Here is a 22241-nt window from a genome sequence, read left to right as displayed (position 1 = left end):
GACATGGTGAATGGGCACAAGTGGGAGCATATCGATGCTGAGCTGGAGGAAAAGGTAGAGCAAGTTTGTGAACGCGGTTCAATCGAGGTATCCACTTATGCGGAAGCCGAAAAGCTTGTGGATTATGCTTTGTTCATGCACCATAATCGCCTTGGTATTGACAAGGGTTCGACAGGTTTCCGTGTATACAAGAAATGATGATCGCCGGATTGTCCGTTGGTTTGGTAACCACCATGGCATTGTTAGCTGCTTGGTACGATGGAAAGGATCAAATCATACCGAATGGAGTGAGCCTGGGAGGGATCTTATGCGGATTCCTCCTGAACGTTTTAGATGGAAATACGATGGAAAGTTTAACAGGTTTTTTATCCGCAAGCATGTTGATTGTTCCCTATCTGAAAGGATGGTTGGGCGGCGGGGATGTAAAGCTCATGATGGCATATGGAACTCTCTTGGGTCCTTCGCGATTTGCCAGTTTGTGTTTATGGGCTTTCATGTTCTCATTGCTTTGGTTGGCATTTGCCTGTACTCAACATCAACGGGGTGCAAATAAGAAGATTTCTTTTGCCATCCCGCTTGCTGCCGCGGCATTGCTCACGTGCGGTCAATCCTTCACGATTTGAATCGAATCAAACAAATATGGCAAAGGAAAGGGTGAAACAACACTGGAACATGGTCAATGCGCGCAGGTTCAGTCGAACTTCTCTTTTTTCGTGAATGTGATTATTCAGCGGCATTGCATGGATGCCTTGAAGGAATTACCAAGCGGTTCCATTCATACGTGTATCACTTCTCCGCCGTATTATGGATTGCGGCATTACGGGACTGAGCCGCAAATCTGGGGCGGAGAGAAGGATTGCATCCATCACTGGGAAGAGTTGTCGGAAAAGAAGCAAGATGGGAAGCCCGCAAGAACAGACCGAAAGCAGGTAACAAACGGGGGGAGCGTTTCCACGTTTCCTGCATCGGAGCTGTGCTTGAAATGCAGAGCTTGGCGCGGAGAATTGGGTCTTGAACCAACACCCGAATTGTATGTCCAGCATCTTATCATCATTTTCCGGGAAATTCGTCGGGTGCTTCGCCCGGACGGCACGTTGTGGCTGAACTTGGGTGACAGTTACTGGGGCGGCAAGGGACGAAGCGGACAAACCTCCCCGGAACGGCAGGCGGCTCGTGCGCACGTCTCATTGAACCGTCCGCATCAGCAAATAGGCGGCCCGGGTATAACCCGCCCGCAGGATGGAAAACATCCGGTTCTCAAACCGAAGGACATGATTGGTATCCCATGGAGAGTTGCTTTTGCCCTTCAGCAGGATGGATGGTTTCTCCGATCCGATGTCATCTGGTCGAAGCCGAACGTTATGCCGGAGAGTGTGAAAGATCGGCCAACCAAGGCACATGAATATTTCTTTTTGATGTCCAAATCGAAGCAGTACTATTACGATGCCGATGCCATCCGTGAACCTCATAAACCGGAATCCTATCAGCGACAACAGCGTGCCGTTGGCTTTTCCCATAAATATTCAAGTGGGGCACCGGGACAACCAGCCCATTCGTTCCTTCGGCCAAGACCAAATATCCGGGGGAAGCGAGGAGCGCTTGAAGCGTTGGATGCCGGTCAGGGACTGAACCGGAAAGGGAGAAACAAACGAACGGTGTGGACCATTCCCGCCAAACCGTTTCGCGGGGCTCATTTTGCCACATTCCCTGTCGAATTGATCGAACCCTGTGTGCTGGCAAGTTGTCCGGAAGGGGGGATCGTATTGGATCCCTTTTTTGGTTCCGGATCATTAGGGATTGCGGCCGTAAAACACGGCCGTTTTTTTATCGGGATTGAGTTGAATCCCCAATATGCGGATATGGCGAAAAGCCGGATTGAGACTTTTGTACATTCCATAAAAACCGTGAAGGGAAGTGAGGGATGCCCCGATGAGCCAGTCCCAGTTTCTGTTATTTATTGAAACGATGCCGATCAGCCCCAATGTCGTTCGATTAAATACGAAAGACAAATACGGAAATCCGGTGACCGTGTATGTGCGCCGCGATCGCATCAACCAGTGGCAGTGGCAATTTGAAACATCAGCCGGGAAAAGTCTGTGGCACAGCGGGGAATTGGATGAAATCCGAAATTATTGGCGGATGTTTGCCCTGCAATAAAGAGGAATGGAGGATGGCGATGAAAAACCGCATTACGTTGCCCAGGGATTGGATTACGGTCCTGATCGTTTCCCACTGCGTATCAAATGCATACTTCCGCAAGGATCTTGCTGTTTATGCGGGGGACAGGGGATACGATCCGCGAACCATCATGGAGGCAACGGACCGGCAACTGGAACGGGCGCTTCGCGGTGTGTTGAACGGCCAGGACTTCAGGATGGAATGACAGTTTTCGTTTCGAATTTTCATATTCACAATGTATCCACAACATATCCACAAGTTAAACCAAAGGAGTGGAAGATGCGATGATTCAAGTTTCCCAAAAGGTGTATGAAGGTCTTGAGGCGGTTCGCCAATCGGGCCGCACCAATATGCTGGACGTCCCTGTTGTGATCTACTGGGCGGAAGTGCTCGGTTACCCGGAGACGGCCAATTGGATCCGGCAACATCGGAACGAATACGCACGCGGCGTTTTTGAAGGGTTTGAAGTAAAACCCTGACAGGAAAAAGGTGTATCCGATTCCGGTTGGCATGCATGGCGAAAGGAGGACGGAACACATGCGGCTGGTCCTTTTTCGGCCGCGCCATCGTGAGGAGTGGATCGATCGGCTTCGGGAAAAAGGATGGGTGGTGCGGGTGTTGCACGAGGCCCATAAAGTCAGAGGGAAACTGGTCGTTCTCGATGCCGCGGACGCTAGCTGGGAAAAATTCGTGCCCGTGTTTGTCCGCAAAAAGATGACCGTTCTTCTGTTATCTGACGAGAATATCCCAAAAGAAAAATGGGCGACCATCGGGATTTCCAACGTGATCACCCCCACGGATGAACCGGATTTTGAAGCGTACGTTTCGTCTCCGTCAACATCGCGGGAGTCTTCCTTACTCTTTGAAGAAGACGAAAATATGGAGCCGGATGACCCGGTGCCGCTTTCCCAACGGGCACAAAAGGCTCCTTCAGAGGAAGTGATCCCGCAGAACGAACAGCACGAACAGGAGAAATTCCCCCGCTTTATTTTGGGGCATGAGCCGGTTTCTTCGGTATCCACGCCGCCTTCCGGATCATGGGCCGAAAAGAAAAACGAAACGCCAGTTCCATCGGTTTCCGCAGAACTTGCCCAGTATGTGCCCTCCGTTCTTGCCGCGTATGCGGCCAAAGGAGGGGTCGGAACGACCACCTTTCTGCTTCATTTGGCGGCGAAACTGGCTCGGGAGGGAGGCCGGGTGTGCATCCTGGATTTGGATTTGATGCACGGATCCGTGGCTTCCACCTTGCAACTCCAGCCAAAAAAGACGATTGCCGACCTGGTACGCCGGATCGAGGATGTAAAAGCCAGCCAAGCCTGTCTTCTGAAAACGGTGATGGGTTTTTTTATTGTCGCTGCTCCCGCCCAGGCGGGGACGTTGGTTCTGGAGCGGGAACAGTTGATCGCCGTCGTCCGTTTTCTGAAGTCGGAAATGGATACGGTGCTCATCGATACTCCCGTCCATTTCGACTCCATCACGAAGCTGGCTTTGGAGCAGGCCGAACAGTTATGGTTAATGACCACAGACGAGCCGGCCAGTATCCGCAATCTTGGCAGGATGAAACCGTTCTTGTCCGCCTTGTATCCTTCGCCGGATACCGCGGTGGTCTGGAGCCGGATGCGGGAGAAGATTCCGAAAGACCGTTTGCGCGAACTTCTTCCGTGGCCTTACGCACTTGATCTTCCCGAGGACGAAGCCGTGGGTGAAGCGGTCCGGCGCGGCGAATGTGCGACGAAAGGACCTTATGCGGCCCGAATCCATGCGTTTGTCGACCGTTACTGGTTTGGAAGGGGAATCCTTGAGGAACCCAGATGGAACCGGTTCTTTCGCTTCAAACGTTTCTGACCATATGGAAAGGAGCAATGAAGAGACATGCCATTCATGGGACAACAACGAAAACGAAACATGAAGATATTGATCGCAAGCATCTTGTTCGTTTTGTTTTTTGCTGCCGGCATGGTGCTGTACAGCTTTTTGCAAACCAAAGAAACCACAGCCCAGATGAAAGCTGAATACGAAGCAAGGATCCAGGAACTCCAAAACCGGCAGGCAGCCCAAAAAACGAGGGTGGTTGCAGTTGTTCGCGATCTCCCGGCGGGAACGGTGCTAAAATCTGAAGATTTGCGGGTGCTTGACCTTGCCGCGGATCTGGTTTCGAAAAACCGGATCACCGATCCGAAGCAGGCCATCGGGAAAGTGACGAAGATCGACCTGAGTCCAAACACGCCGCTCATTCCTTCCATGTTGTTTGAGGAAGCGCCCATTCCGCGGGATTTGCGGCTACAGGAATTTAACGTCATTCAGCTTCCGACCAACCTGCAAAAAGGCCAGTACGTGGACGTGCGGATCAACTTCCCGACCGGCCAGGACTATATTGTCCTTGCCAAAAAGAAAGTGCAGGAATTGTCGGGCAATATCGTTTGGTACACGATGGATGAACGGGAAATCCTGATGGCTTCCAGCGCCATTATCGACGCCTACCTGCAAGGCGCGAAATTGTACGCTCTCGCGTACGTGGATCCGGGCATGCAGGAGGCGGCCATTCCCAACTATCCGCCCAATCCGAAAATGCTGGACCTGATGGAAACGGATCCGAACATTTTGGAAACCGCGAAGACGGAACTGGCCAGACAGCTTCGGATCCGCCTGGACAACGATCTGAAAGCCATGAGCGACGTGGATAAAATGAAGGTGGTCCATGGCAGCGTCACGGTCCAACAGCAACTTCAAAACGAGCGGATCGTCACGCAGCAAAACAATACGAGCCGCCAAACCATCCAACCGCCGGCTGAGCCGCCGGCCGGTCAGGAAAACGGACAAGCCCGGCCCGGGAACGAGCCCGCCGCCGGCCAACCGTCGCCGGGGCCCGAAGCATCTCCGGGGGAAACGAAGGAAATGCCGCCGGAAAACGGTCAAGAAAAGCCACCGGCAAATAAACTGGAAGATGTGTTTAACCAGCCGCCTTCGGCTTCGTAAAGGGAGGGTGCCATGAAAAAGATCGCTTTTCTCGGCGCGACGGACAAAAGCCACTTGCTTCTTGCGCTAGCTAAATTGCTGGCGGCTGCGGGGCAACGCGTGCTGCTGGTCGATTCTTCGATGGCGCAATCGGTACTGGGATATTTGCCTCGAACTGACGATCGTCCGGGCGTTTTTGTGGTGGAGTTTGAAGGCTTTGACGTGGCTGCCGGATTTTTGACATATGGGCAACTGGATCGGCACGTGAACCAAACGGAAGGCGGATGGCCGCATTACGACGTGTTGCTTTTGGATACGGATCATTCCGAATTCGCGGGGCGGCATTTGCCGGCCTTCGATCACTATGTCTGGTGCGGCAACTTCGAGAAGATGACCCTGCAAAAAAACGCGGACCTGATGCGGCGGCTCGGTTTGGACAAGGCAAGCGAACAGCCGCTTGTGGGTTTCAAAATGTGGTGCCCGTTTGTGGAAAGCACGATCCCCGAAGCGTATTTTGATTCCTTTTATTCGGGCTTTCACATCCGGTGGGAGGAACCGGTGTTCCGGATTCCGCTTTCGGATCAGGATCTTTCGGTGATGATCGGCAATCAGCACCAGGAACGCGTGAACGTGAAAGGACTGTCCGGAACGTATGCAAAAAACGTGCAATGGCTGGCCCAAGTGCTGTTCAGGTTGGACGGCCGGACGGTGAAAAAAGCATGGAAGCGGATGAGGAGGGATCGGCGTGGGGCTTAGCGTTGTGTTCTGGAGCCCGGTGCCTGGCCAAACCGGGACCACGTCCAATATTGTCGCCTTATCGGCTTTGCTGGGTCTCGAATATTCGTCCTACCTGCTTTTGTTCGGGCATTTGCAAAGCCGCCGCGCCAGCTTGGAACAGGCGCTGATCCGGCGGCGGACGCAAGAGGGAGACGAACTGGCCCATGCGGCAGACACCGGCATTGATGCGCTGGAACGGCTGCTGCGCAACCGGAAGCTTACGCCGGCCATGGTCCGGGACTATACCATCCCGCTGCTGAAGGATCGGCTCGATCTCTTGCCGGGTTCGAACAAGCCGGACAAAGTATTTGTGCCCGGCATGAAAGACGTGCTTCCGCTTCTGCTGGAAACGGCGCGTTCATCCTATGACCTGGTTCTGATCGACGGGGGAAGCGGCACCGGTTCCGCCTGGACCCAAACGTTGCTGCAACATGCGGATCTGGTCGTCGTGAATTTAAATCAGAACCGCTTGGTGTTGGACCGGTTCTTCGGGCATCAGGAAGCGGATGAACAGCCGGGCGGCAAAAAACGGATCCTGGTGCTCGGCCAGTACGACCGTTACTCTTCCTATACCGCAAAAAATATTGCGCGTATGTACAGGGTGAACGAGCCGCTCCTTCCGGTTCCGCACAATGCCGGCTGGATGGACGCGACGCGGGAGGGACGCGCGATCGATTTTTGTTTTCGCAACCGCAACGTCCCCCGCGATCACGAGAACCACTTTTTCATGCAAAGTGTGCGAGTCCTGGCGAAGGCCGTCATCGAATGGGCCGGGTTGAACAAGCCGTTTTTTGGCGGGAAGGGGGAGTGACGCATGGCGCAGGTGCTGAACGGACTCCTGACGGTTCTGTTGCTTGCCCTTGCCGGCGCGTTGCTCTATTTCCGCATGAGCGAACGCAAACCGAAAAAACCGCCGGCGGAGGAGAGGATGTACACGATCGAAGCGATGACCGAATACGTGAAACAGGCGCTGCATCACCTGACGACCAGCAATCTGTACGATCTCGGCCTGTCCGAAGAAGAACTGCGCCGCCGCAAAAACAAGCGGGCGGAACTGAAAAAGGCGCTTCGCGGATGCACCTCCGGCGATATGCGGGACAAGGCGTACGTCAAACAGTTTCTGTTCGATCTGCTCCTGCAGACGTACAAGCTGGACGAATCCAACATTAACCGAATCATCCCGTTTGACGATCCGTACGAACTTTCGCCGCAGGATCAGTTCGAGATTTTACTGTACCAGTACAAAAAACGGTACGGGCCCGACGCGCTCGGTGAACTCATCCGCAAGTACGATCTGGATCGGCCGAAACGCCTGATCGAGGACGGAAAAACGGAATCGTACCGGATTACGGCGGAAGAAATTCACGAGATTTATAAAAAGGAAGCGCGGCGCCTTCATTTTGAGGACAAGCTGCACATGATCGTTCAGCGCATCTACCAAAACTACAAGGGATTCGGCGTCGTGGACGAAATCCGGGACATGCGGATTGACGGCGTATCGGGCGGTGTTTCCGGACTCCCTCCGGCCATCTGGGAAGGGGAATGGGAATTCCGGGCGGATTCGCTGCTCAGGGAAGTGCCGAAATCCCATGACAGCGTTTGGATTTTTTACAAAGGCAAGTCGATCCATCTCGCTTTCCTCTCGTTTGGGTCGGAGCGGGAATTAAAGCGGGTGTGCCAAAACATTTACAAGTTCAATTATCCCGGACAGTTGTCCGAAGCCAACGGCTACAAGGTCAACGAAATGGCGGACGGCTCCCGCGTGGTCGTCCTGCGCCCCCGGTTCTCCGAATCGTGGGCGTTTTTTGTGCGCAAATTCGACGTGCAAAATGCGACGCTGGAGCAACTGATTCGGGACGAAAACGCCGAACTTCCCATCGGGCTGATCCCGTTTCTCGTCAAAGGCGCGCGGATTACGGCGATTACCGGCGCGCAGGGCAGCGGGAAAACGACGCTTCTTATGGCGATGGTGCGGTACATTCCCGCAACCTTCACGATCCGGGTGCAGGAAATGACCTTTGAACTGCATCTGCGGAAAATTTACAGGGACCGCAACATTTTGAGCTTGCGGGAAACGGAAACGATCTCCGGCCAGGAGGGCCTCGACATCCAAAAGAAGACCGACGGCACTGTCAACATTCTCGGCGAGGTGGCCACCGATCCGGTAGCGGCGTGGATGATTCAAATGTCGCAAGTCGCATCGCTCTTCACGCTGTTTACGCACCACGCGAAAACGTTCCGGGATCTGGTGTTCTCGCTCCGCAATTCCCTGCTTAAAACCGGCGTGTTCCACAACGAGAAGGTGGCGGAGCAGCAGGTGATCAGCGTCCTTCATTTCGACATCCATCTGAAAAAAGATTATAACGGCCATCGCTACATTGAACGCATCACGGAATGCGTTCCGCTGGATCAGGACATGCCATACCCCGGCGATTACCGGAACGCCCGGACGCTGGAGCAAAAACTGGAGCGGTTTATGGACACGGCTGCCGAGTATTTCCGCCGCAGCACGGACCGGCCGCTGTACGAAGCGCGGAACGTGATCGAGTACCGGGACGGCCGCTATGTGGCGGTTCATCCGATTTCCGAACGGACGGTGCGCGAAATGCTCGAGCAAATGTCCGAAACCGATCGACAGGCGTTCCGGTCGTTCCTGGCCGCTCATTGGGGGGTGAAGGCGGAAGATGGAGCTTAAAACTTGGCTGACGTTTGCGTTCGGGTTTTCCGTCGCGTTCTTTATGCTCGCCGCGCTTCTGTTTCAAATGGTGTCCAGAAAAAATACCGGCGCGGGATCGGTCCGGGAATACGAAGGGTTGCGGCTCCCGGACAAAGCGTCGCGACGGCAGGCCGCGTACAGCTTTTTTCAGCAAATTTACGTCTGGTGCGCCAAGGTTCCGTTGCTGCGAATGTACTTGACGGGGATCCGCAGGCGGCTTGCGGTGCTGCATGTGGTTGACGAATGGAAACTGCGGCTGGAAACGGTCAAGTTGGCTCTCGCGGTGTGGGGGGTATTGCTTGCGGCCGTTGTGCCGCTTCTGTGGATCACCGACGATGTGCTGATGCTGCTCCTGCTTGCGACCGGGATATGGGTTGGACACGGGGTGATGGCTGATGCGTTCGTCCACCGCCTGGAAAACCGCCAGCTTCATCAACTCCGCCATTTTCTCGCCGATGTGAGGCATCACTACCACCGTCACGGGATGGTCGAGGAGGCGATTTTCGACGCGGCGGAAACCGCGCCGCACGAAATGGCGCTGCATGCGCGGGAAATTTACGAGGTATTGACGTCCAGCAACCCGGAGGAGAGGCTGGAGCAATATTACGAGGCCGCGCCGAACCGCTTTTTGAAGGGACTGGCGGGCATTTCCTATCTGGTCAGGGAGTACGGGGATAAAATGACGCAGCACGGGTCGGTGTACTTGAAAGCCCTCGGCCAGCTTACCGGCGAACTGAACCTGGCCATTTTGCGGCGGGAGAAACTGAGTTTCCTGTTGCAAGGTCTAACTGCCATCGCGCTGATTCCGCTTCTCTTCACGAAGCCGATCGAAAACTGGGCAAGAAGTTACTTTCCGGCGATGGACGCGTTCTACGCCGGCAAACTTGGCTGGATGACCAAAATCGTCATTCTGCTGATTGTTCTCGGATCGTACGTCCTGCTGCGCCACATGCGGGAACTGGACCGGGAACAGCCGGCGGCGCGGCGGCGAAAACCATGGGAACAGCGGGCTTATCGGGTTCCTTGGATTCGCTGGCTGGTTGACCGGATCATGCCCGGCCCCGGAAGCAAAGAGGCTGCCCGCTGCACCATGTTGCTCAAGGAAACGAGCTCGCCGCTTCGTTTGGAGTGGTTTTACGTTCAGCGGGTGGCGGTGAGTATCCTCGGATTTTTATTGTCCGTCGCGCTGTTTGTGACGCTTCATGCGGTGGCGACGCATCAGCTTCTGTATGCCTGGGATAAACCGGACACGATGTTCGGGCGCCTGTCCCCGGAAGAGGAGAAAGCGGCCAAGGATGCGGCGGCGCTGGACCGCAAAATTTTGGCGGACGTGAAGGAAGCGAAAAGCCGGATTTATGAAGCGGTTCTTTCCCGATTGCGGCAAGAACCGGAATTTGCGCAGAACGAGCAACAGCTTCATGCCACCGCACAGCGCATCCTGCGAAAGCTGGAGGTGCTGAACCAGGAATATCTGAAATGGTGGGAGGTGATGCTCAGCCTGCTGATCGGCTGGGGCGGCTATTTTGTACCCATGTGGATGCTTTGGTTCCGGAGACGGCTCAGGCAAATGGAGATGAAACACGAGGTGGACCAGTTTCACGCCGTCATCGCCATGCTGTCGGAAATGGACCGCATCTCCGTGGAACAACTGCTGGAATGGATGGAACGGTTCGCCTTCATTTTCAAGGAACCGCTCCAGCAATGCCTGTTGCATTACGAGCATGGCGCGGAGCAAGCTTTGGAACGGCTGAAGGAAGAGGCGCCGTTTGCGCCTTTCGTCCGCATCGTGGACAGGCTGCAGTTGGCTGCGGAAAGCGTTCCGATCCGCAGGGCGTTCGACGATCTGGAATCGGAACGGGAGTTTATGCTGGAGCAGCGCAAGCAGGATTATGAACGGTTGATCGAAACGAAGGCGGGGTGGGGGAAATTGATCGGTTTTGCGCCGATGGTGTCCCTCATTTTTTTCTACCTCGTTTTCCCGCTTGTTTACGTCAGCCTGAGCCAAATGTCGGTGTACTATGAACAAATTCACCGGATTCAATAGAGGAGAACCACCGCTTGAAGCCTTCATCCCGGAAGGCTTTTTTCAACATCTTAAAAAATGCAAAAGGAGTGAACGAAACGATGTCCAACGCACAAAAAGCGCTGGTGATGGCGGCCGGCATTTTTCTCGCCATCGCCCTGATTACAATTGCGGTCGTCATGTTTATTTCCGCGCAAGAAGCGACGAAAGCGGCGCAAAACAATTTCTCCAACATTCAGACCGAACTTTCCCAAACGGCTTTCACGGTCTATGACAATACGCTGGTATCCGGCAGCCAGGTGTTGAACGCCCTGCGCAAATTTGCCGATCAGGATCAATTCGGCATTCAGATCGTGACGGGAAAAAATCCGGCCGGGCAATGGTACGGCAAAGTGATTAATACCGGTGTGCCCGTAGACAGCATCACGTATGGGTCTGTCATCGGCCCCGCACCTGGAACGATTGCAGACGCGATGGACGAAGCGGACATCAACTATGTGAATCCGAGCGGCAAGTTCCGGGCGCAGCTGGTGAGAGACCGGAGCAACGTGATCCGCGGCATTGTGTTTGTGCAACAGTAACGATGCATGTTGGATGGCGGGCTCCTCCTTATGGGGGAGCCCGGTGTGTAAGGAGGAACAGAAGGTGGGACATTCCGTTCGAACGATGATCGAAATGAGCGCGGCCTGCCTCCTATTTGTGGCGGCCGTCACGGTGGGCCTGATGTTGTTTCAAAGCGGATCCGACGCATTGGGGTGGACGTATGCGTCCAACCGGATGGCGGACCCCAATATTCATTCCACGTTGTCTCCGCTGGCGGGTGACGGCAGCGTGTCCGGTGCAGAGGTATTGCATTCCGTCGCGCAAATCCGGGACATCGGGGTGGAACTGGTTGTGGACGGCACGGTGTATCCGCCGGATCTGGAAAAGGAGGATGTCCGGTTGTCCGGTATCCGGGTGAACGGCAGGTACAAACCATTCTATCAACGGGGGCCGAACGGAGAATTGACGCGCGTGGTCTTTACGTCGATTTGAGAGGGGGAGGCGGGTGTGAACAGCATCTCAAAAGTGTTTGCCATCCTGATCGCGGTCCTTTTGTTATACATTTTCCCGATCTCCGCCGCGTTTGACCATCAGGACGATGTATCGGAATTGGTCGTGCTGCGCGCGGTGACCGCGTTTGTCGACGCGGTCCGGGATAAGGGATACATTTCTCCGGAGATGTACAACGACTTTGTGCAGGCGATAAGCGCGACAGGCAACACCTATGACATTCAAATGGAACACGGCCACAAACGGTACGATCCGGTCTATGACGATCCGTCGCGCCCGGAGACGTTCCGGGGCGAATACGCGGTTCATTATGAGATGTTCTACAGCGCGCAAATTTTGCCGGTGCTCTTCCCTGACAATGCCGTGGGGAAAGACGATCCGTCGCGCCGCTACAGGCTGGCGGTGGGCGATACGTTTTATGTCGTAGTGAAGAACACAAACCGGACGAACGGAACGATTCTGCACGATTTCTTGAACAACGCCGGCAGTACCCATGTCAAAATCTTCATTCCGTACGGGGGGATGGTCCGGAATGAAGATGATTAACTGGGCCATCGTCGGGGTGCTCATCCTGTTTCCCTTCTATATGGTGAATCAAACGGAAACTCCGATGCAGCGAAAGACGATGATCACCGAATTGCGGTACGACGCGGCACTTGACGCGGCGGTGGACGATGCCGCCCAGGCGCTGATCATGAACGTCGATCCGGGGCGGGAAGCGCAATACGATTCGCTGAAACGGGTCAGGGTGAACAAGGAAGAAGCGATTGACACGTTTTACCGGACGCTCTACATGAACTTCGGCATTGCCGACGATCCGGTTTCCCAAGGTGTGCTGAACCGTTATATTCCGGCCGTGGTTATCATCGGGTATGACGGTTTTTACGTCTATGCCGAAGAAGAGTTCACGAACGCGGAAAGTGAAACGGAGATGCGCTCCGTATGGGGGCCGAAAAAACCGTACGCATATGCCGACGCGCAGGGGAACAGCCTGTCGTTTACGCTGGACGATTACGTGATCGCCTATGAGGCGGGTAGTCAGAGATGGGTTGAGGGCTTTCGGGGTGAAATCGCGGAGGATACCGCCATCCTTCTGCTGCGCGATCCGGACAAATTTGAACAGGTGCGGCGCAGCACCATCGTAAACGCAATCCAGAACGAACTGGCGTACCGGATCAACCGGCACAACGAATACGCCGCCCGTGTGGGAATTTCCTACACCTTTACGCTGCCGGTGATTTCCGGGGAAGATTGGAGCAACACAATCGACGACGTCGGCGTGATGGCCTTTCTGCAGGGAATCCCGGTCGGGCAACGATTCTACAACAACTACGCGCTGGGCGGCAGCCGGGTGCTAAAGAAGCCGGCCATCGTCGGAGCGGTGAAAAACGGAATGAAGGTGTATTACCGCAGTTCCTGCCCGTTTCCCTATCCCGTTGAGGAAACGTTTGCCAGTGAAAAAGAAGCCGCGGAAAAGGGATACGTTCCTTTAAGTTGCCATAATATCGCTCGTTAAGAAAGCCGACCGTTATGTTTTCCAATCCGTGTACCGATATTGTAAATGAAGGAACAATCGGAGGTGTTGGTCGTGTCTTTTTCCGCTGTGGATGCGAACGGGAGATTTACCCCGGAATTTGCCGCTTACACGAAGGTTACGCTGGTCAATCGGTTTCTGACCTATGGCGGGGATATGGGGATCAGCAAGTACGGCAACCGCGACGGGATCTCTTTTGCCGAGTTTATGAATGCCGTTCAGGAGAACCGGGTGGTGAATCCCCGGTATGCCCGCGCCTTGCCGGAACATGTGGTTCGGAGTTCCCGGTTGAACGCGCAATTGAACGGCAATGTTTCGTTTGAAAATCAAAAATTGGGCATGATCGAAAAAGCCTATTCGCTGGGGATGATTGGTCCGGACGTTGTTTTGCTCCCATCGTTCGAGGCCATTGCATGAGCAGTAAGATGTCAGGATCGAAAAAGGACCAAGCTGCAATCCCTACCAAAAGTTGAGGATTGTGGCTTTTTCGTTTATCAGCGTGTTTCCTGCCTAAAAGCAACTACCGTTTCCGTTCGTTCCAGCAACGGTTGATAGAGTGGACAGGTTCACGTAACAAGACTAAGATGGAGACACGAATGGATTTCCTTTTTTTCTCAGCATTCCAAACGGGAAGGAGTTGAGTTGATTGAGGAAGTGGTTGAGCCTAAGCTTGGCAATCCTGATCTGTGTCAGTCTTTTCGCGAATCTCTCCTATGCCGCGGTGACGTCGCCGGCATTTGTCAGCGTCGTGATGGATGGCCGGAAAATCTGGTTTCCGGACGCCCAAGCGTTTGTTGACGAAAACGGACGCACACTGGTACCGGTTCGCTTTGTCGCCGAAAACATGGGCGCGAAAGTGGGCTGGGAAGCGGATACGATGACGGTCCCGATTGAGCGGGGAGACAAGCGGATCCGCCTTACCGTCGGTGAAAACAAGGCGATCGTGAACGGGTCGGAAGTCATTTTTGATACGAAAGCGGTCATGAAGGGTGGGAGAACTTTCGTCCCGCTGCGGTTTGTCAGCGAAGTGCTGGGGGCGAAAGTCACTTGGGATAACCTCACGGCAACCGTGCACATATCGACGAAGGAGAACGATACGGCAAATTACGACGAATGGGGGCGGCTTGTACGCACAGCGAATTTGCCGAAAAACGCCAACGATTATCCTTATATTTTGGAAGACATACCGAATGAGATGTATGAATTTCAATATCCCCATTCGAGAAAAGGGCATACCCAAGTCTCCGTCGACATTTACAAGGAACAGATCTTTTCGACCGAAGATTTGAAAAAGATCATGCAGCGGGTGAAAAACGGTATTGCCTTGAAATTAAATGTGGACTATGAAACCATTGATCCCGCTGTGTGGGCCGAAGAATTGTTTCAGTATGAGAACCAAGCGTTCGGTAAAGTCCGGGTACAGCAAAACAAAGAGTACGCCGAATGGGTGAAGGAAAACAAAATAAAACTCGAGGGTTTTGTCGAGCCGGAGCCGAGCATGTTGTACAATTCGGGACTGGGAGGTTGGTACGTAAGAGCGAGGGTTCGTTTCAAGATCGACAACTATGCGGAGTACAAGAATATTTTTCACGACACATTCTTTAATCCGGATACCGACAAATTTGAAAAAGGAGTTTGGTACGAGGGTTACGCCGATATTTGGCTGGGCACCAATCATTCCGGTAATTACGGCGATCATCTGGCCTTGTCGACGATGGCCAGCTTGTTTGACAACAGTATCATCCGAAAAATGGAGTGAAGTGCGGGATGAAATATATGGCGGTAAGAGTAAAGGGAATCGCTTCGATTCTCTTTTTTTTGTTTTTGCTGACTTCTTTCCTCCCGGGACTCGCAAGTGCGAACGAAGCGTATTTCGATGGAGGGAAGTTTACTTTTGTCACCCAGTCTAAGAAGGCCACTAGCAGCGTGAGGTATTTAACCGTCGGCTGGTATATTCACATGCATGACACTTGCACAACGGAAGATCATACCGGCGAATGCGATCCGACGTCACAAAAAGCGGGAGAACACTTTAAACTGGAAGGCGGCCATATTATCGACGAGCGGATCACGGACACGCAGGTTATCACGACATTTCAGTGGACGAAAGAGGAAGTGCTTGCGGCGATCGGCGAAGCCAAAGCCGAAAAAGCGATTAAACAAGGTATGACGCTGTACGCAAGCGCGATCATGGTGTCCGTCGATGGTCCGAGGGAAAACCCGCATGTAAGAAAAGGCCCTTTTCATACGTTGTCGGGCATTGTGAAGGCGGAAAATTGGGCAAAACCGTCCGATTTGCGGCAATATTTCGATGTGCAAATCGTGTTTGAGGGTGACCCGGAGGGTTATCCGGTGAACAAAATCCTGTACCTTTCGGACGGAACCAAAGTGGATGAAACCCTCGTCGGAAAGTTCCCCGCCGGCCACGAAATATTGGAGTCGTTTCCGGAAGAAGTGGAGTACCGACAACAAACCTACGAGATATACCTTTCGTACCTTTCACCTGTTCTCAGGCCGGAAGAACGGAATTTCGTACAGGAAAAAGATAAAGGGGACACCAAAGTTGTCACCCGGAACTTTACCGTCTACGTTGGCGGAACCAATATGGTCGCCATGTACAGGTTAAAGAACGACGTTTGCGAAAGTGATCCGAATGCCGACGGTTGTGGGCAGCCTCCCTGCGAAGACGGAAATTGCGGAGGAGGCGGCGGAGGACACGCCGTTTGCACCGGGCCTGTTAAAGGAACGGTGCAGAGCGCACAGGTTATGGACCCGGCGGCAACAGGCGTCATCCAAGCGGATCCGCGCGGCGCGGAGCGATTCGATGTGCTGAAGGGCATTCCGACTTCAGAGAGCCTGTATGTGAATGCATCATCCAAAGCCTATCTGTACAAAAACGAATTTGCCGAGATGTCCGGAACGTGCAAGTATCCGATCCGAGTTACGAAGACATACACGTTGAAATGGACGGAAAGGGTGCCCGGACCGCCCGATTCCGATGGAAACCCGACGACGATCACCGTTCCACGATCGGATACACAAACGGTAACTAAGAACTACACGATCGAACGGAGATACCGTTATTGGGTCATCGACAATCTTGAGGTGTATGGGATCCAAAAAGCCACCTTCAACAATTACGCTTTGCCATCGGGAACGGTCACGGTGCAGCCGACCGGATATTCGCCGCCGAGCGTTTCCGCGGCGCATACGGATGCATTGGAATCGCACATTACGCATCCCGTTTATTTCGATGTCACCCTTCCCGGACAAACCATTAACGGTGGTTCGAGCCGGCCGTCCGTACCCGATGAAGACTGGACGGGCGAAGCGGAAAAGGCGATCGGGAAAATCCGGGTCAAAAACGATTCGCTTGTGTTTAACGGCACAATGGTGATGGACAATCGGACGGTGGAAGAACAGGCTCCGGCTCCCGGACAAATTCCTTCGCCGCCCGTGATTGGTCCGGACGTGCTGTACGGAAAAGGTTATCTCATCGAACCGAGCAAGACAAACAAGGCCAACCAGCCGAGTTCCGGCACCATTGATTATTCGCTCGTCAAAGGAATCAACGGCGGGGAGAACCAATCTTTCCCGATTCACGGTCTCAATCCCGTCACCGTTCACACGCCGGTGGTGAACTACGCCACAGTCTCGGACGACAGAGCCCATAACCAAAAAACCACCCCGAGCGCGGGCCGTTCGGCACTTATTTTGGACAGGCCGTTTACCGTCACTATTCCGACCGAAGGCCAGCATCGGAACATCCCGGGTTACGGAGATCGCGACTATGCGAAGTATACCAAAGAAAAACAGGTATGGTTTCCGTTCGATGTGTACAGCGGCGACAAATCCAGATTTTATCCGAAAGAAACATGGATATCGATTCCGGTGTCGCAGGAAACCACAACGTTTTTCCTGCCGGTTTGGGTCGATGAAGGCAACTACGATGTGCTGTTCCGCACCTTCGCGGAAAACAGCCCGCAAACCGGGTTCGGAACCGAGATGAACGCCAATCTGAATGTGTCCAACCATGTGGCGACCCAGGTCGTCCCGGTGGAAGTGATCGGCCGGCTGTACGATTTCCGCATCACGGATATTGCGGACTACAACTGGGAGACGGTCTTCCGGACGCAAAAAGGCGGGGCCGCGCCGACAGGAAACGCGTATTGGGTGGGCACGAAAGACATCGACGGATCGCCGCGCGGCAACCAGCCGCCGTTTGTGTTGCCGGTCCGGCAGGGCAGCCACCCGGATCCGGGTAAGAAAAATGTGGCGGTGAAGACAGGATATCATGTGAAGTTTGAAGTGAAAACCAAAGGCAATATGTTCGGAGCGGGGGACGGCATCCGCATCACGCCGAAATTTTATTTCGTGGACAGACAGGGCAGGAACCGACAGGAAGTGGATTTATACTACCATTCCGGCAATAAGCGGTTTATCCGGATCGGATCCGCAGACGATGCGGAGCGGCGGTATATCACTTTGGACGAGCGGCTGCGGAATGTACCCCGGCAAGAGCTGATCAACACCGCAAGCTCGCTCTGGAGTTTGACCGGCGCAGGCGGAAACAAGCAGGCGTATATCGACCAGTATCTGAAAAACACCAAAAAGTCCACGTACGTCGGCGGTTACGACATCATGCTGCTGCCGCCGCAATTGCGGACGTTCATCGGCAGCATGAATGTTCCTTCCGGAGTGGATGCGGCGAGGGCCAATGCGTCGGTTCAGCGGTGGTACGGGGAATACAGTCTGCCCGCTGCGGTGTATGTGGTGCCGAAAGGCACGAATCTGGCGGAGTATGGGCGCACGCATCGGCTGGACGATCAATCCCCCATTTTTCTGCGGGACGGGTATATCATTGTTAATTTCAACATCGAGACGATCCGGAATAAGGACCTGGATCACCCGCATTTGCAATACATTTACGGACCGCTGAACAACCAGTGGCAAATGGAGGGATTCAAGCGCAGTTTCACCGATCCATTTGGGGTGACGTTCCAACTGAAGGACGGGGATATCGTGTTTTACCACGCCAATCTTTCTTCGTATGACGACTTTGGAACGGGCGGAACCCATTAGTTCAGGTTTATTCGCGGCATGCAACGATGTGGAAACTCAGTTTGACCTGTTGGAGAAGGACTCTTGCATTTCCAAGGGTCCTTTTCCTGTTCTTGAGGTACGTAATTCTACGTCGGAAGATCATATTCTCACTGGACTTGCTTTTTCGGCAAAGTGGAGCAAAGCTGTGTCATGCGAAGGGAGGATCAGCGTGCGGCGATGACGTGGGATTACAATGCCGAAAGCGATGTTGTCTACGGTGTGGTGCGACTGGCGTCTGCATTGGCGTGTGTTTAGGTATTTAAGTAACGTTACGAAATGGAAAGGCCATGAATCCAAAAGGAGTGCGATTGGCATGGGGGCATGGGGATACGGCATTTTCGACAACGATGATGTGTTGGACATTCGTGACCTTTTCCGGCAGTTGGTGCGCGAAGGACTGCCGATGAAGGAAGTTACGAAGTGGTGCGTTGAAGATTATCCCGATCCGATGAATGATGTTGCGGTTGTTCTGGCACTTGCCGCTCTGCAAATGGAACAGAAACAATTGCAGCCGGAAATCAAACGGCGGGCGTTGCAAATGATCGAGAAGAGAAAAAGGACATTGCGACTTGGAACGATCCGGAAAAAAGGAAGCAAGCGCTTGAAGCCTTCCGGCAGAAAACTGCTCCGTGATTAGCATATTTGTCTGAATTCGAGCGTTAGGAAGCAGTTCAAAAAAAAGACGGGAATCGCGGCCGGAGAGGTTTTCCAGATTGGATAACCGGCGGATTTTGCAATAGGGGAGGAACAGTCATGTTTACGGAAAAAGGCAATTGGTTTATGGGCAAGCGTTATGTGGGAGAAGTCGACGGGTTTTATGTGGAGGCGCAGGTGTTTGGCGAACCGTCCATGTACGGCATAGCCGAGGGAAGAATCAGCCGTCTGCAGGTTTATCCCGACTGCTCGGCCGGCTTCGGCAGGTGTCTGGCCAATTACGACCGGGGATGGGACGGCGGGCCGCCGAAAGATCGGCGCATCCGCTCGGTCATCGAAAAAACGGTTCGCCATTTTGACGGAAAAAATGTCGATTGGTCGTCCGAGGAACGGCGTTATCAGGACAGTCGGGATTAGCGTAAAAACGGAAGCGGAAAGCATCCTTCTTGCTTTGACAATACCATACAGTGAAGCAATAATATTGAGTAAAGCATTGAAGCAAAGGTCAAGGTTGGTGATAAACAATGGCCAAAAAAATTGACAATCATACGATGGAGGCAATCAAACAGTTGCCTCAGCAGTATAACGTTAAGGAAGATGGGTGTATCGTCATCGATTTAAAAAACAACCTGATGACCGAATATGACGAAACAGGGATTTCGGACTTGATGGGCATTCGGGGAACCATTTCCGATGAACGGGCAAAAGAATGGTTGAAGGAAATTGAGGAAATGAGGGAAGGATGGTGAAAAAGGGGGTCATTCTCGATACGAACATTGCCATTGCTTTGTTGAATGATAACAAAATCGTGGTCGAAACGATCCAGGCACTTCAGAAAGACTTTTATGAGTTTTACTCGAGTTGTAAAAGCCCCCGATGCACTCATTATTGCAACCGCAATCTATAGAAAATATGATCTTTTCACATTGGACAAAGGCATGTGGTTTGCAGAAAAATACGGAATTCAATTAATAAAGGGAGCAGATTAACATTTCAGGAACACCTTGTAAAAACAACTTGCTTTAGCGTCCGGGCAGAGTTACCATCGACACACCATTTTGAGAGAAAGGGGAGCAAGGTGTGTACGGTGGTGTGCCGGAATGGTTGATAACCGCGTTCCGCAAACGGATCGACGAATGGGAACAGCGTATGCAAACCTATCCCAAACATCGGGAAAAGAGGAAGCTTGCGATCGAGTCTTTCGACCGGCTGCAAACATCGTTTTCGCGCGAGCAATTGCAGTTGTTTATGGAATGGGAAGAACACATGAGTTTTCAAGTTTCCGAGGAGAAAGAGAAATTGTATATCCGAGGGTTTTTGGACGGATTCCAATTGTATGCCTGTCTGGACGAGATAAGCGGTTGGCTTGATGCCGGCAAACGGAATGGAAAAGAAAGCCCAGATGAATAGCCGGAAAGATCAAAGGTAATGTGACGGGTAATTTTATGCCGTTTGTTACCAGGATCATTTGCCGCCCCATATTCATGTGAGAGGGGAGTACATCGCTGCGGTAAGCGAGGTGATATGATGAATGATGCATGAAATCCGCAGCACCCAACCGGTCGAACCTTTCCATCTAGTTTTGGAATTCAATTCTGGGGAATATCGTATTGTGGATATTCGTCCTTTTCTTAAAGGTCCTGTATTCGAACCTCTGAAGAACGAGCGGTTTTTCAAACAAGTCAAAGTCGACCGGGATGCCGGAACGGTGGTCTGGCCCGGAGACATCGACCTCGATCCGGATGTGTTGTATGAACATAGCAAACCCTATCTCCCTTAATCCTTCTGTGCGACTAACGTCCGGAAGGATTCGTTGTTTTTCTGAGGGTACAACCAAATCCGGATTCATTCCAAAACCGCTTGCTTCAGCCGCGAAGCAGAGTTACCATCGACACATCCAATCGAGACGATGTGAGGTGTGGCATGGAATACGAATTCATTTCGACTTTGCGGCAGCGATTTGACTTGTGGGAGCGGCAAAACCAAGCCCATCCCGTACTCCGGCAGGAATTTCAAAAAATCGAGACATTACGTGAACAGTTGAAGCAAGTTTTGAACCCCGAACAGTTTAAGATTTTTTTGGAATGGGAGGAGAGCAGTAACTGGATTCAGGCCAAGGAAAAGGAGAGGTTGTTTTACCAAGGAATTATGGAGGGATTGCAATTTTGTTCGGCTGTGATTTGTGCCGGACAGGTTCTACTGTCTGATTATGATGAATAAATTTCAGGGTCCTTCAGACTCGTTTATTGAAGAAATTTAGCATATCGTTTTGGAAACTCAAAGCCGTCCTTCGGGGCGGTTTTATTCATTTCAAGTAAATTGGGGCGTTAATATGAAGCGAATATTGTTTACTTGCCGCAGTTGTGGGAAAACGATTTGGGTCGAGCCATCCATTTATGACCAGGTGTACAAAGGGCATGAACGATGCCTTTCCTGCAGGAACAAAGCGTAACAAAAAATTGACCAAAAGAAGGTGAACATATTGGACAAACGTTACGAGTGCTTGTTGGAGGCAGCGGGATATCGCCTAAAGCTAACGGTGTTTGCAGCACACCCGACAGTAGCGGAAACATTGGCGCGGCAGAAGGCTGCGGAACGTTTGAAACAGGTATATGGACTAACGGTTGCACAAAATGATTTCCAACTGTTGCTGATACAGGAGAAGTAACCCCTTAACTTTATTGAACAGGAATGGAGGATGTAGCCGGATGATTAAAACACTTGTCTTTGGCGAATGCGATCATGAAGGGGATTTGGATACTTACGCGTGGGAGGTGGCGAACAGCGGGGGAAGGATCGTCGGGAAACGATTTAATCCGCGGCAAAAGACTGGAGTGATCGAAATTTACGTGGATAACGAACAAGAATTTGCTTCGTTCATGGATAAATTGAAGACCAAGGATGCCAGCTTCTTTTTGCGGAACGCAAGGTAACCGGTTTCTTAATACTTTTTTAGAGGTGTAAGCGGTATGACCTTTGATGAATTTAAACGGAAGGTAAAAAAAGCATATGAAGGCTACGATATCTCTTTTTCAACCAATGGAGTACAGCATATGGCCCAGGTAGGGAATAACTTGACGTTGTACACGAACGCCCATAGTGATGCGATATATGGAATGATGAACGGGAACTTCATAGGTAGATGTCCCGGTGTCGAAAAGTATGAATGACAGTTATTGGGAAAACGGGTTGCGGAAATACCGCTTCGGTGTTAACGAACGGCATAACGGTTCAAAGAGGAAACAAGA

General features: G+C 52.6%; 27 protein-coding genes. All 27 read left to right on the top strand.

The window, feature by feature from the left end; all coding sequences use genetic code 11:
* Positions 1-3: 3 nt before the first annotated feature.
* The 27 genes from F560_RS0111765 (at position 4) to F560_RS0111630 (ending at position 21926) form a co-directional block, all read left to right on the top strand.
* The gene (locus F560_RS0111765) at positions 4-198 is read left to right on the top strand and encodes a hypothetical protein (protein ID WP_019005937.1); all 195 of its coding nucleotides are present in this window, start codon (positions 4-6) and stop codon (positions 196-198) included.
* Positions 195-623 (top strand): prepilin peptidase, encoded by a 429-nt coding sequence (locus tag F560_RS0111760; protein ID WP_083932068.1) that lies wholly within the window; start codon positions 195-197, stop codon positions 621-623. Before F560_RS0111765 ends, F560_RS0111760 begins: the two co-directional genes overlap by 4 nt.
* Before the next feature lie 117 nt (positions 624-740).
* On the top strand, positions 741-1961 hold the full coding sequence (locus F560_RS25030; protein WP_020621281.1) for a DNA-methyltransferase: 1221 nt from the start codon (positions 741-743) through the stop codon (positions 1959-1961).
* The gene (locus F560_RS0111750; protein WP_019005934.1) at positions 1930-2157 is read left to right on the top strand and encodes a hypothetical protein; all 228 of its coding nucleotides are present in this window, start codon (positions 1930-1932) and stop codon (positions 2155-2157) included. The genes F560_RS25030 and F560_RS0111750 overlap by 32 nt, the downstream gene beginning before the upstream one ends.
* A gap of 13 nt (positions 2158-2170) precedes the next feature.
* Positions 2171-2383: a hypothetical protein gene (locus F560_RS0111745; RefSeq protein WP_019005933.1), complete on the top strand. Its 213-nt coding sequence runs from the start codon at positions 2171-2173 to the stop codon at positions 2381-2383.
* Between the two features lie 79 nt (positions 2384-2462).
* Positions 2463-2657 carry a DUF5049 domain-containing protein gene (locus tag F560_RS23105; RefSeq protein WP_019005932.1) on the top strand — a complete coding sequence of 65 codons (195 nt, stop codon included), beginning with the start codon at positions 2463-2465 and terminating at the stop codon, positions 2655-2657.
* A gap of 58 nt (positions 2658-2715) precedes the next feature.
* On the top strand, positions 2716-4023 hold the full coding sequence (locus tag F560_RS0111735; protein WP_026298234.1) for a CpaE/TadZ family protein: 1308 nt from the start codon (positions 2716-2718) through the stop codon (positions 4021-4023).
* Between the two features lie 36 nt (positions 4024-4059).
* Positions 4060-5154, top strand: a complete 1095-nt coding sequence (locus F560_RS0111730; RefSeq protein WP_020621280.1) for an SAF domain-containing protein — start codon at positions 4060-4062, stop codon at positions 5152-5154.
* Between the two features lie 12 nt (positions 5155-5166).
* Complete coding sequence (locus tag F560_RS0111725; RefSeq protein ID WP_019005930.1) at positions 5167-5889, top strand: hypothetical protein; 723 nt, start codon at positions 5167-5169, stop codon at positions 5887-5889.
* Positions 5879-6721: a CpaE/TadZ family protein gene (locus F560_RS0111720; protein ID WP_019005929.1), complete on the top strand. Its 843-nt coding sequence runs from the start codon at positions 5879-5881 to the stop codon at positions 6719-6721. Before F560_RS0111725 ends, F560_RS0111720 begins: the two co-directional genes overlap by 11 nt.
* 3 nt (positions 6722-6724) lie before the next feature.
* On the top strand, positions 6725-8605 hold the full coding sequence (locus tag F560_RS0111715; protein ID WP_019005928.1) for an ATPase, T2SS/T4P/T4SS family: 1881 nt from the start codon (positions 6725-6727) through the stop codon (positions 8603-8605).
* Complete coding sequence (locus F560_RS0111710) at positions 8595-10670, top strand: hypothetical protein (protein ID WP_019005927.1); 2076 nt, start codon at positions 8595-8597, stop codon at positions 10668-10670. The genes F560_RS0111715 and F560_RS0111710 overlap by 11 nt, the downstream gene beginning before the upstream one ends.
* 80 nt (positions 10671-10750) lie before the next feature.
* A complete protein-coding gene (locus tag F560_RS0111705) occupies positions 10751-11230 on the top strand; it encodes a hypothetical protein (RefSeq protein WP_026298233.1) in 480 nt (159 codons plus the stop codon).
* A gap of 64 nt (positions 11231-11294) precedes the next feature.
* The gene (locus tag F560_RS0111700) at positions 11295-11684 is read left to right on the top strand and encodes a hypothetical protein (protein ID WP_019005925.1); all 390 of its coding nucleotides are present in this window, start codon (positions 11295-11297) and stop codon (positions 11682-11684) included.
* A gap of 15 nt (positions 11685-11699) precedes the next feature.
* Entirely contained in the window at positions 11700-12248 is a 549-nt protein-coding gene (locus tag F560_RS0111695; protein WP_019005924.1) for a hypothetical protein, read from the top strand.
* Entirely contained in the window at positions 12235-13218 is a 984-nt protein-coding gene (locus tag F560_RS0111690) for a hypothetical protein (RefSeq protein ID WP_019005923.1), read from the top strand. Before F560_RS0111695 ends, F560_RS0111690 begins: the two co-directional genes overlap by 14 nt.
* A 72-nt stretch (positions 13219-13290) precedes the next feature.
* Positions 13291-13653: a hypothetical protein gene (locus F560_RS0111685; RefSeq protein WP_019005922.1), complete on the top strand. Its 363-nt coding sequence runs from the start codon at positions 13291-13293 to the stop codon at positions 13651-13653.
* A 229-nt stretch (positions 13654-13882) separates the two neighbouring features.
* A complete protein-coding gene (locus F560_RS0111680; protein ID WP_026298232.1) occupies positions 13883-14995 on the top strand; it encodes a copper amine oxidase N-terminal domain-containing protein in 1113 nt (370 codons plus the stop codon).
* 167 nt (positions 14996-15162) lie between these two features.
* The gene (locus F560_RS0111675) at positions 15163-18318 is read left to right on the top strand and encodes a DUF5704 domain-containing protein (protein WP_245554839.1); all 3156 of its coding nucleotides are present in this window, start codon (positions 15163-15165) and stop codon (positions 18316-18318) included.
* 334 nt (positions 18319-18652) lie between these two features.
* Positions 18653-18976 (top strand): DUF4259 domain-containing protein, encoded by a 324-nt coding sequence (locus F560_RS0111670; RefSeq protein ID WP_026298231.1) that lies wholly within the window; start codon positions 18653-18655, stop codon positions 18974-18976.
* A gap of 116 nt (positions 18977-19092) precedes the next feature.
* Entirely contained in the window at positions 19093-19410 is a 318-nt protein-coding gene (locus F560_RS0111665) for a DUF7678 domain-containing protein (RefSeq protein ID WP_019005919.1), read from the top strand.
* Positions 19411-19517: 107 nt separating this feature from the next.
* Positions 19518-19742: a hypothetical protein gene (locus F560_RS0111660; RefSeq protein ID WP_019005918.1), complete on the top strand. Its 225-nt coding sequence runs from the start codon at positions 19518-19520 to the stop codon at positions 19740-19742.
* Between the two features lie 331 nt (positions 19743-20073).
* Positions 20074-20403 carry a hypothetical protein gene (locus tag F560_RS0111650; RefSeq protein ID WP_156828961.1) on the top strand — a complete coding sequence of 110 codons (330 nt, stop codon included), beginning with the start codon at positions 20074-20076 and terminating at the stop codon, positions 20401-20403.
* 121 nt (positions 20404-20524) lie between these two features.
* Positions 20525-20773: a DUF2442 domain-containing protein gene (locus tag F560_RS25025; protein WP_083932066.1), complete on the top strand. Its 249-nt coding sequence runs from the start codon at positions 20525-20527 to the stop codon at positions 20771-20773.
* Between the two features lie 143 nt (positions 20774-20916).
* Entirely contained in the window at positions 20917-21213 is a 297-nt protein-coding gene (locus tag F560_RS0111640) for a hypothetical protein (RefSeq protein ID WP_019005914.1), read from the top strand.
* Positions 21214-21475: 262 nt separating this feature from the next.
* Positions 21476-21661 (top strand): hypothetical protein, encoded by a 186-nt coding sequence (locus tag F560_RS0111635; RefSeq protein ID WP_019005913.1) that lies wholly within the window; start codon positions 21476-21478, stop codon positions 21659-21661.
* A 40-nt stretch (positions 21662-21701) separates the two neighbouring features.
* Positions 21702-21926 carry a hypothetical protein gene (locus F560_RS0111630; protein ID WP_019005912.1) on the top strand — a complete coding sequence of 75 codons (225 nt, stop codon included), beginning with the start codon at positions 21702-21704 and terminating at the stop codon, positions 21924-21926.
* Positions 21927-22241 lie beyond the last annotated feature (315 nt).

Origin of the sequence: Cohnella laeviribosi DSM 21336, from assembly GCF_000378425.1 — a bacterium.
Lineage (GTDB): Bacteria > Bacillota > Bacilli > Paenibacillales > Paenibacillaceae > Cohnella > Cohnella laeviribosi.
The sequence above is the reverse complement of the archived record's forward strand: the minus strand, read 5'-3'. Positions and strand labels throughout refer to the sequence as shown.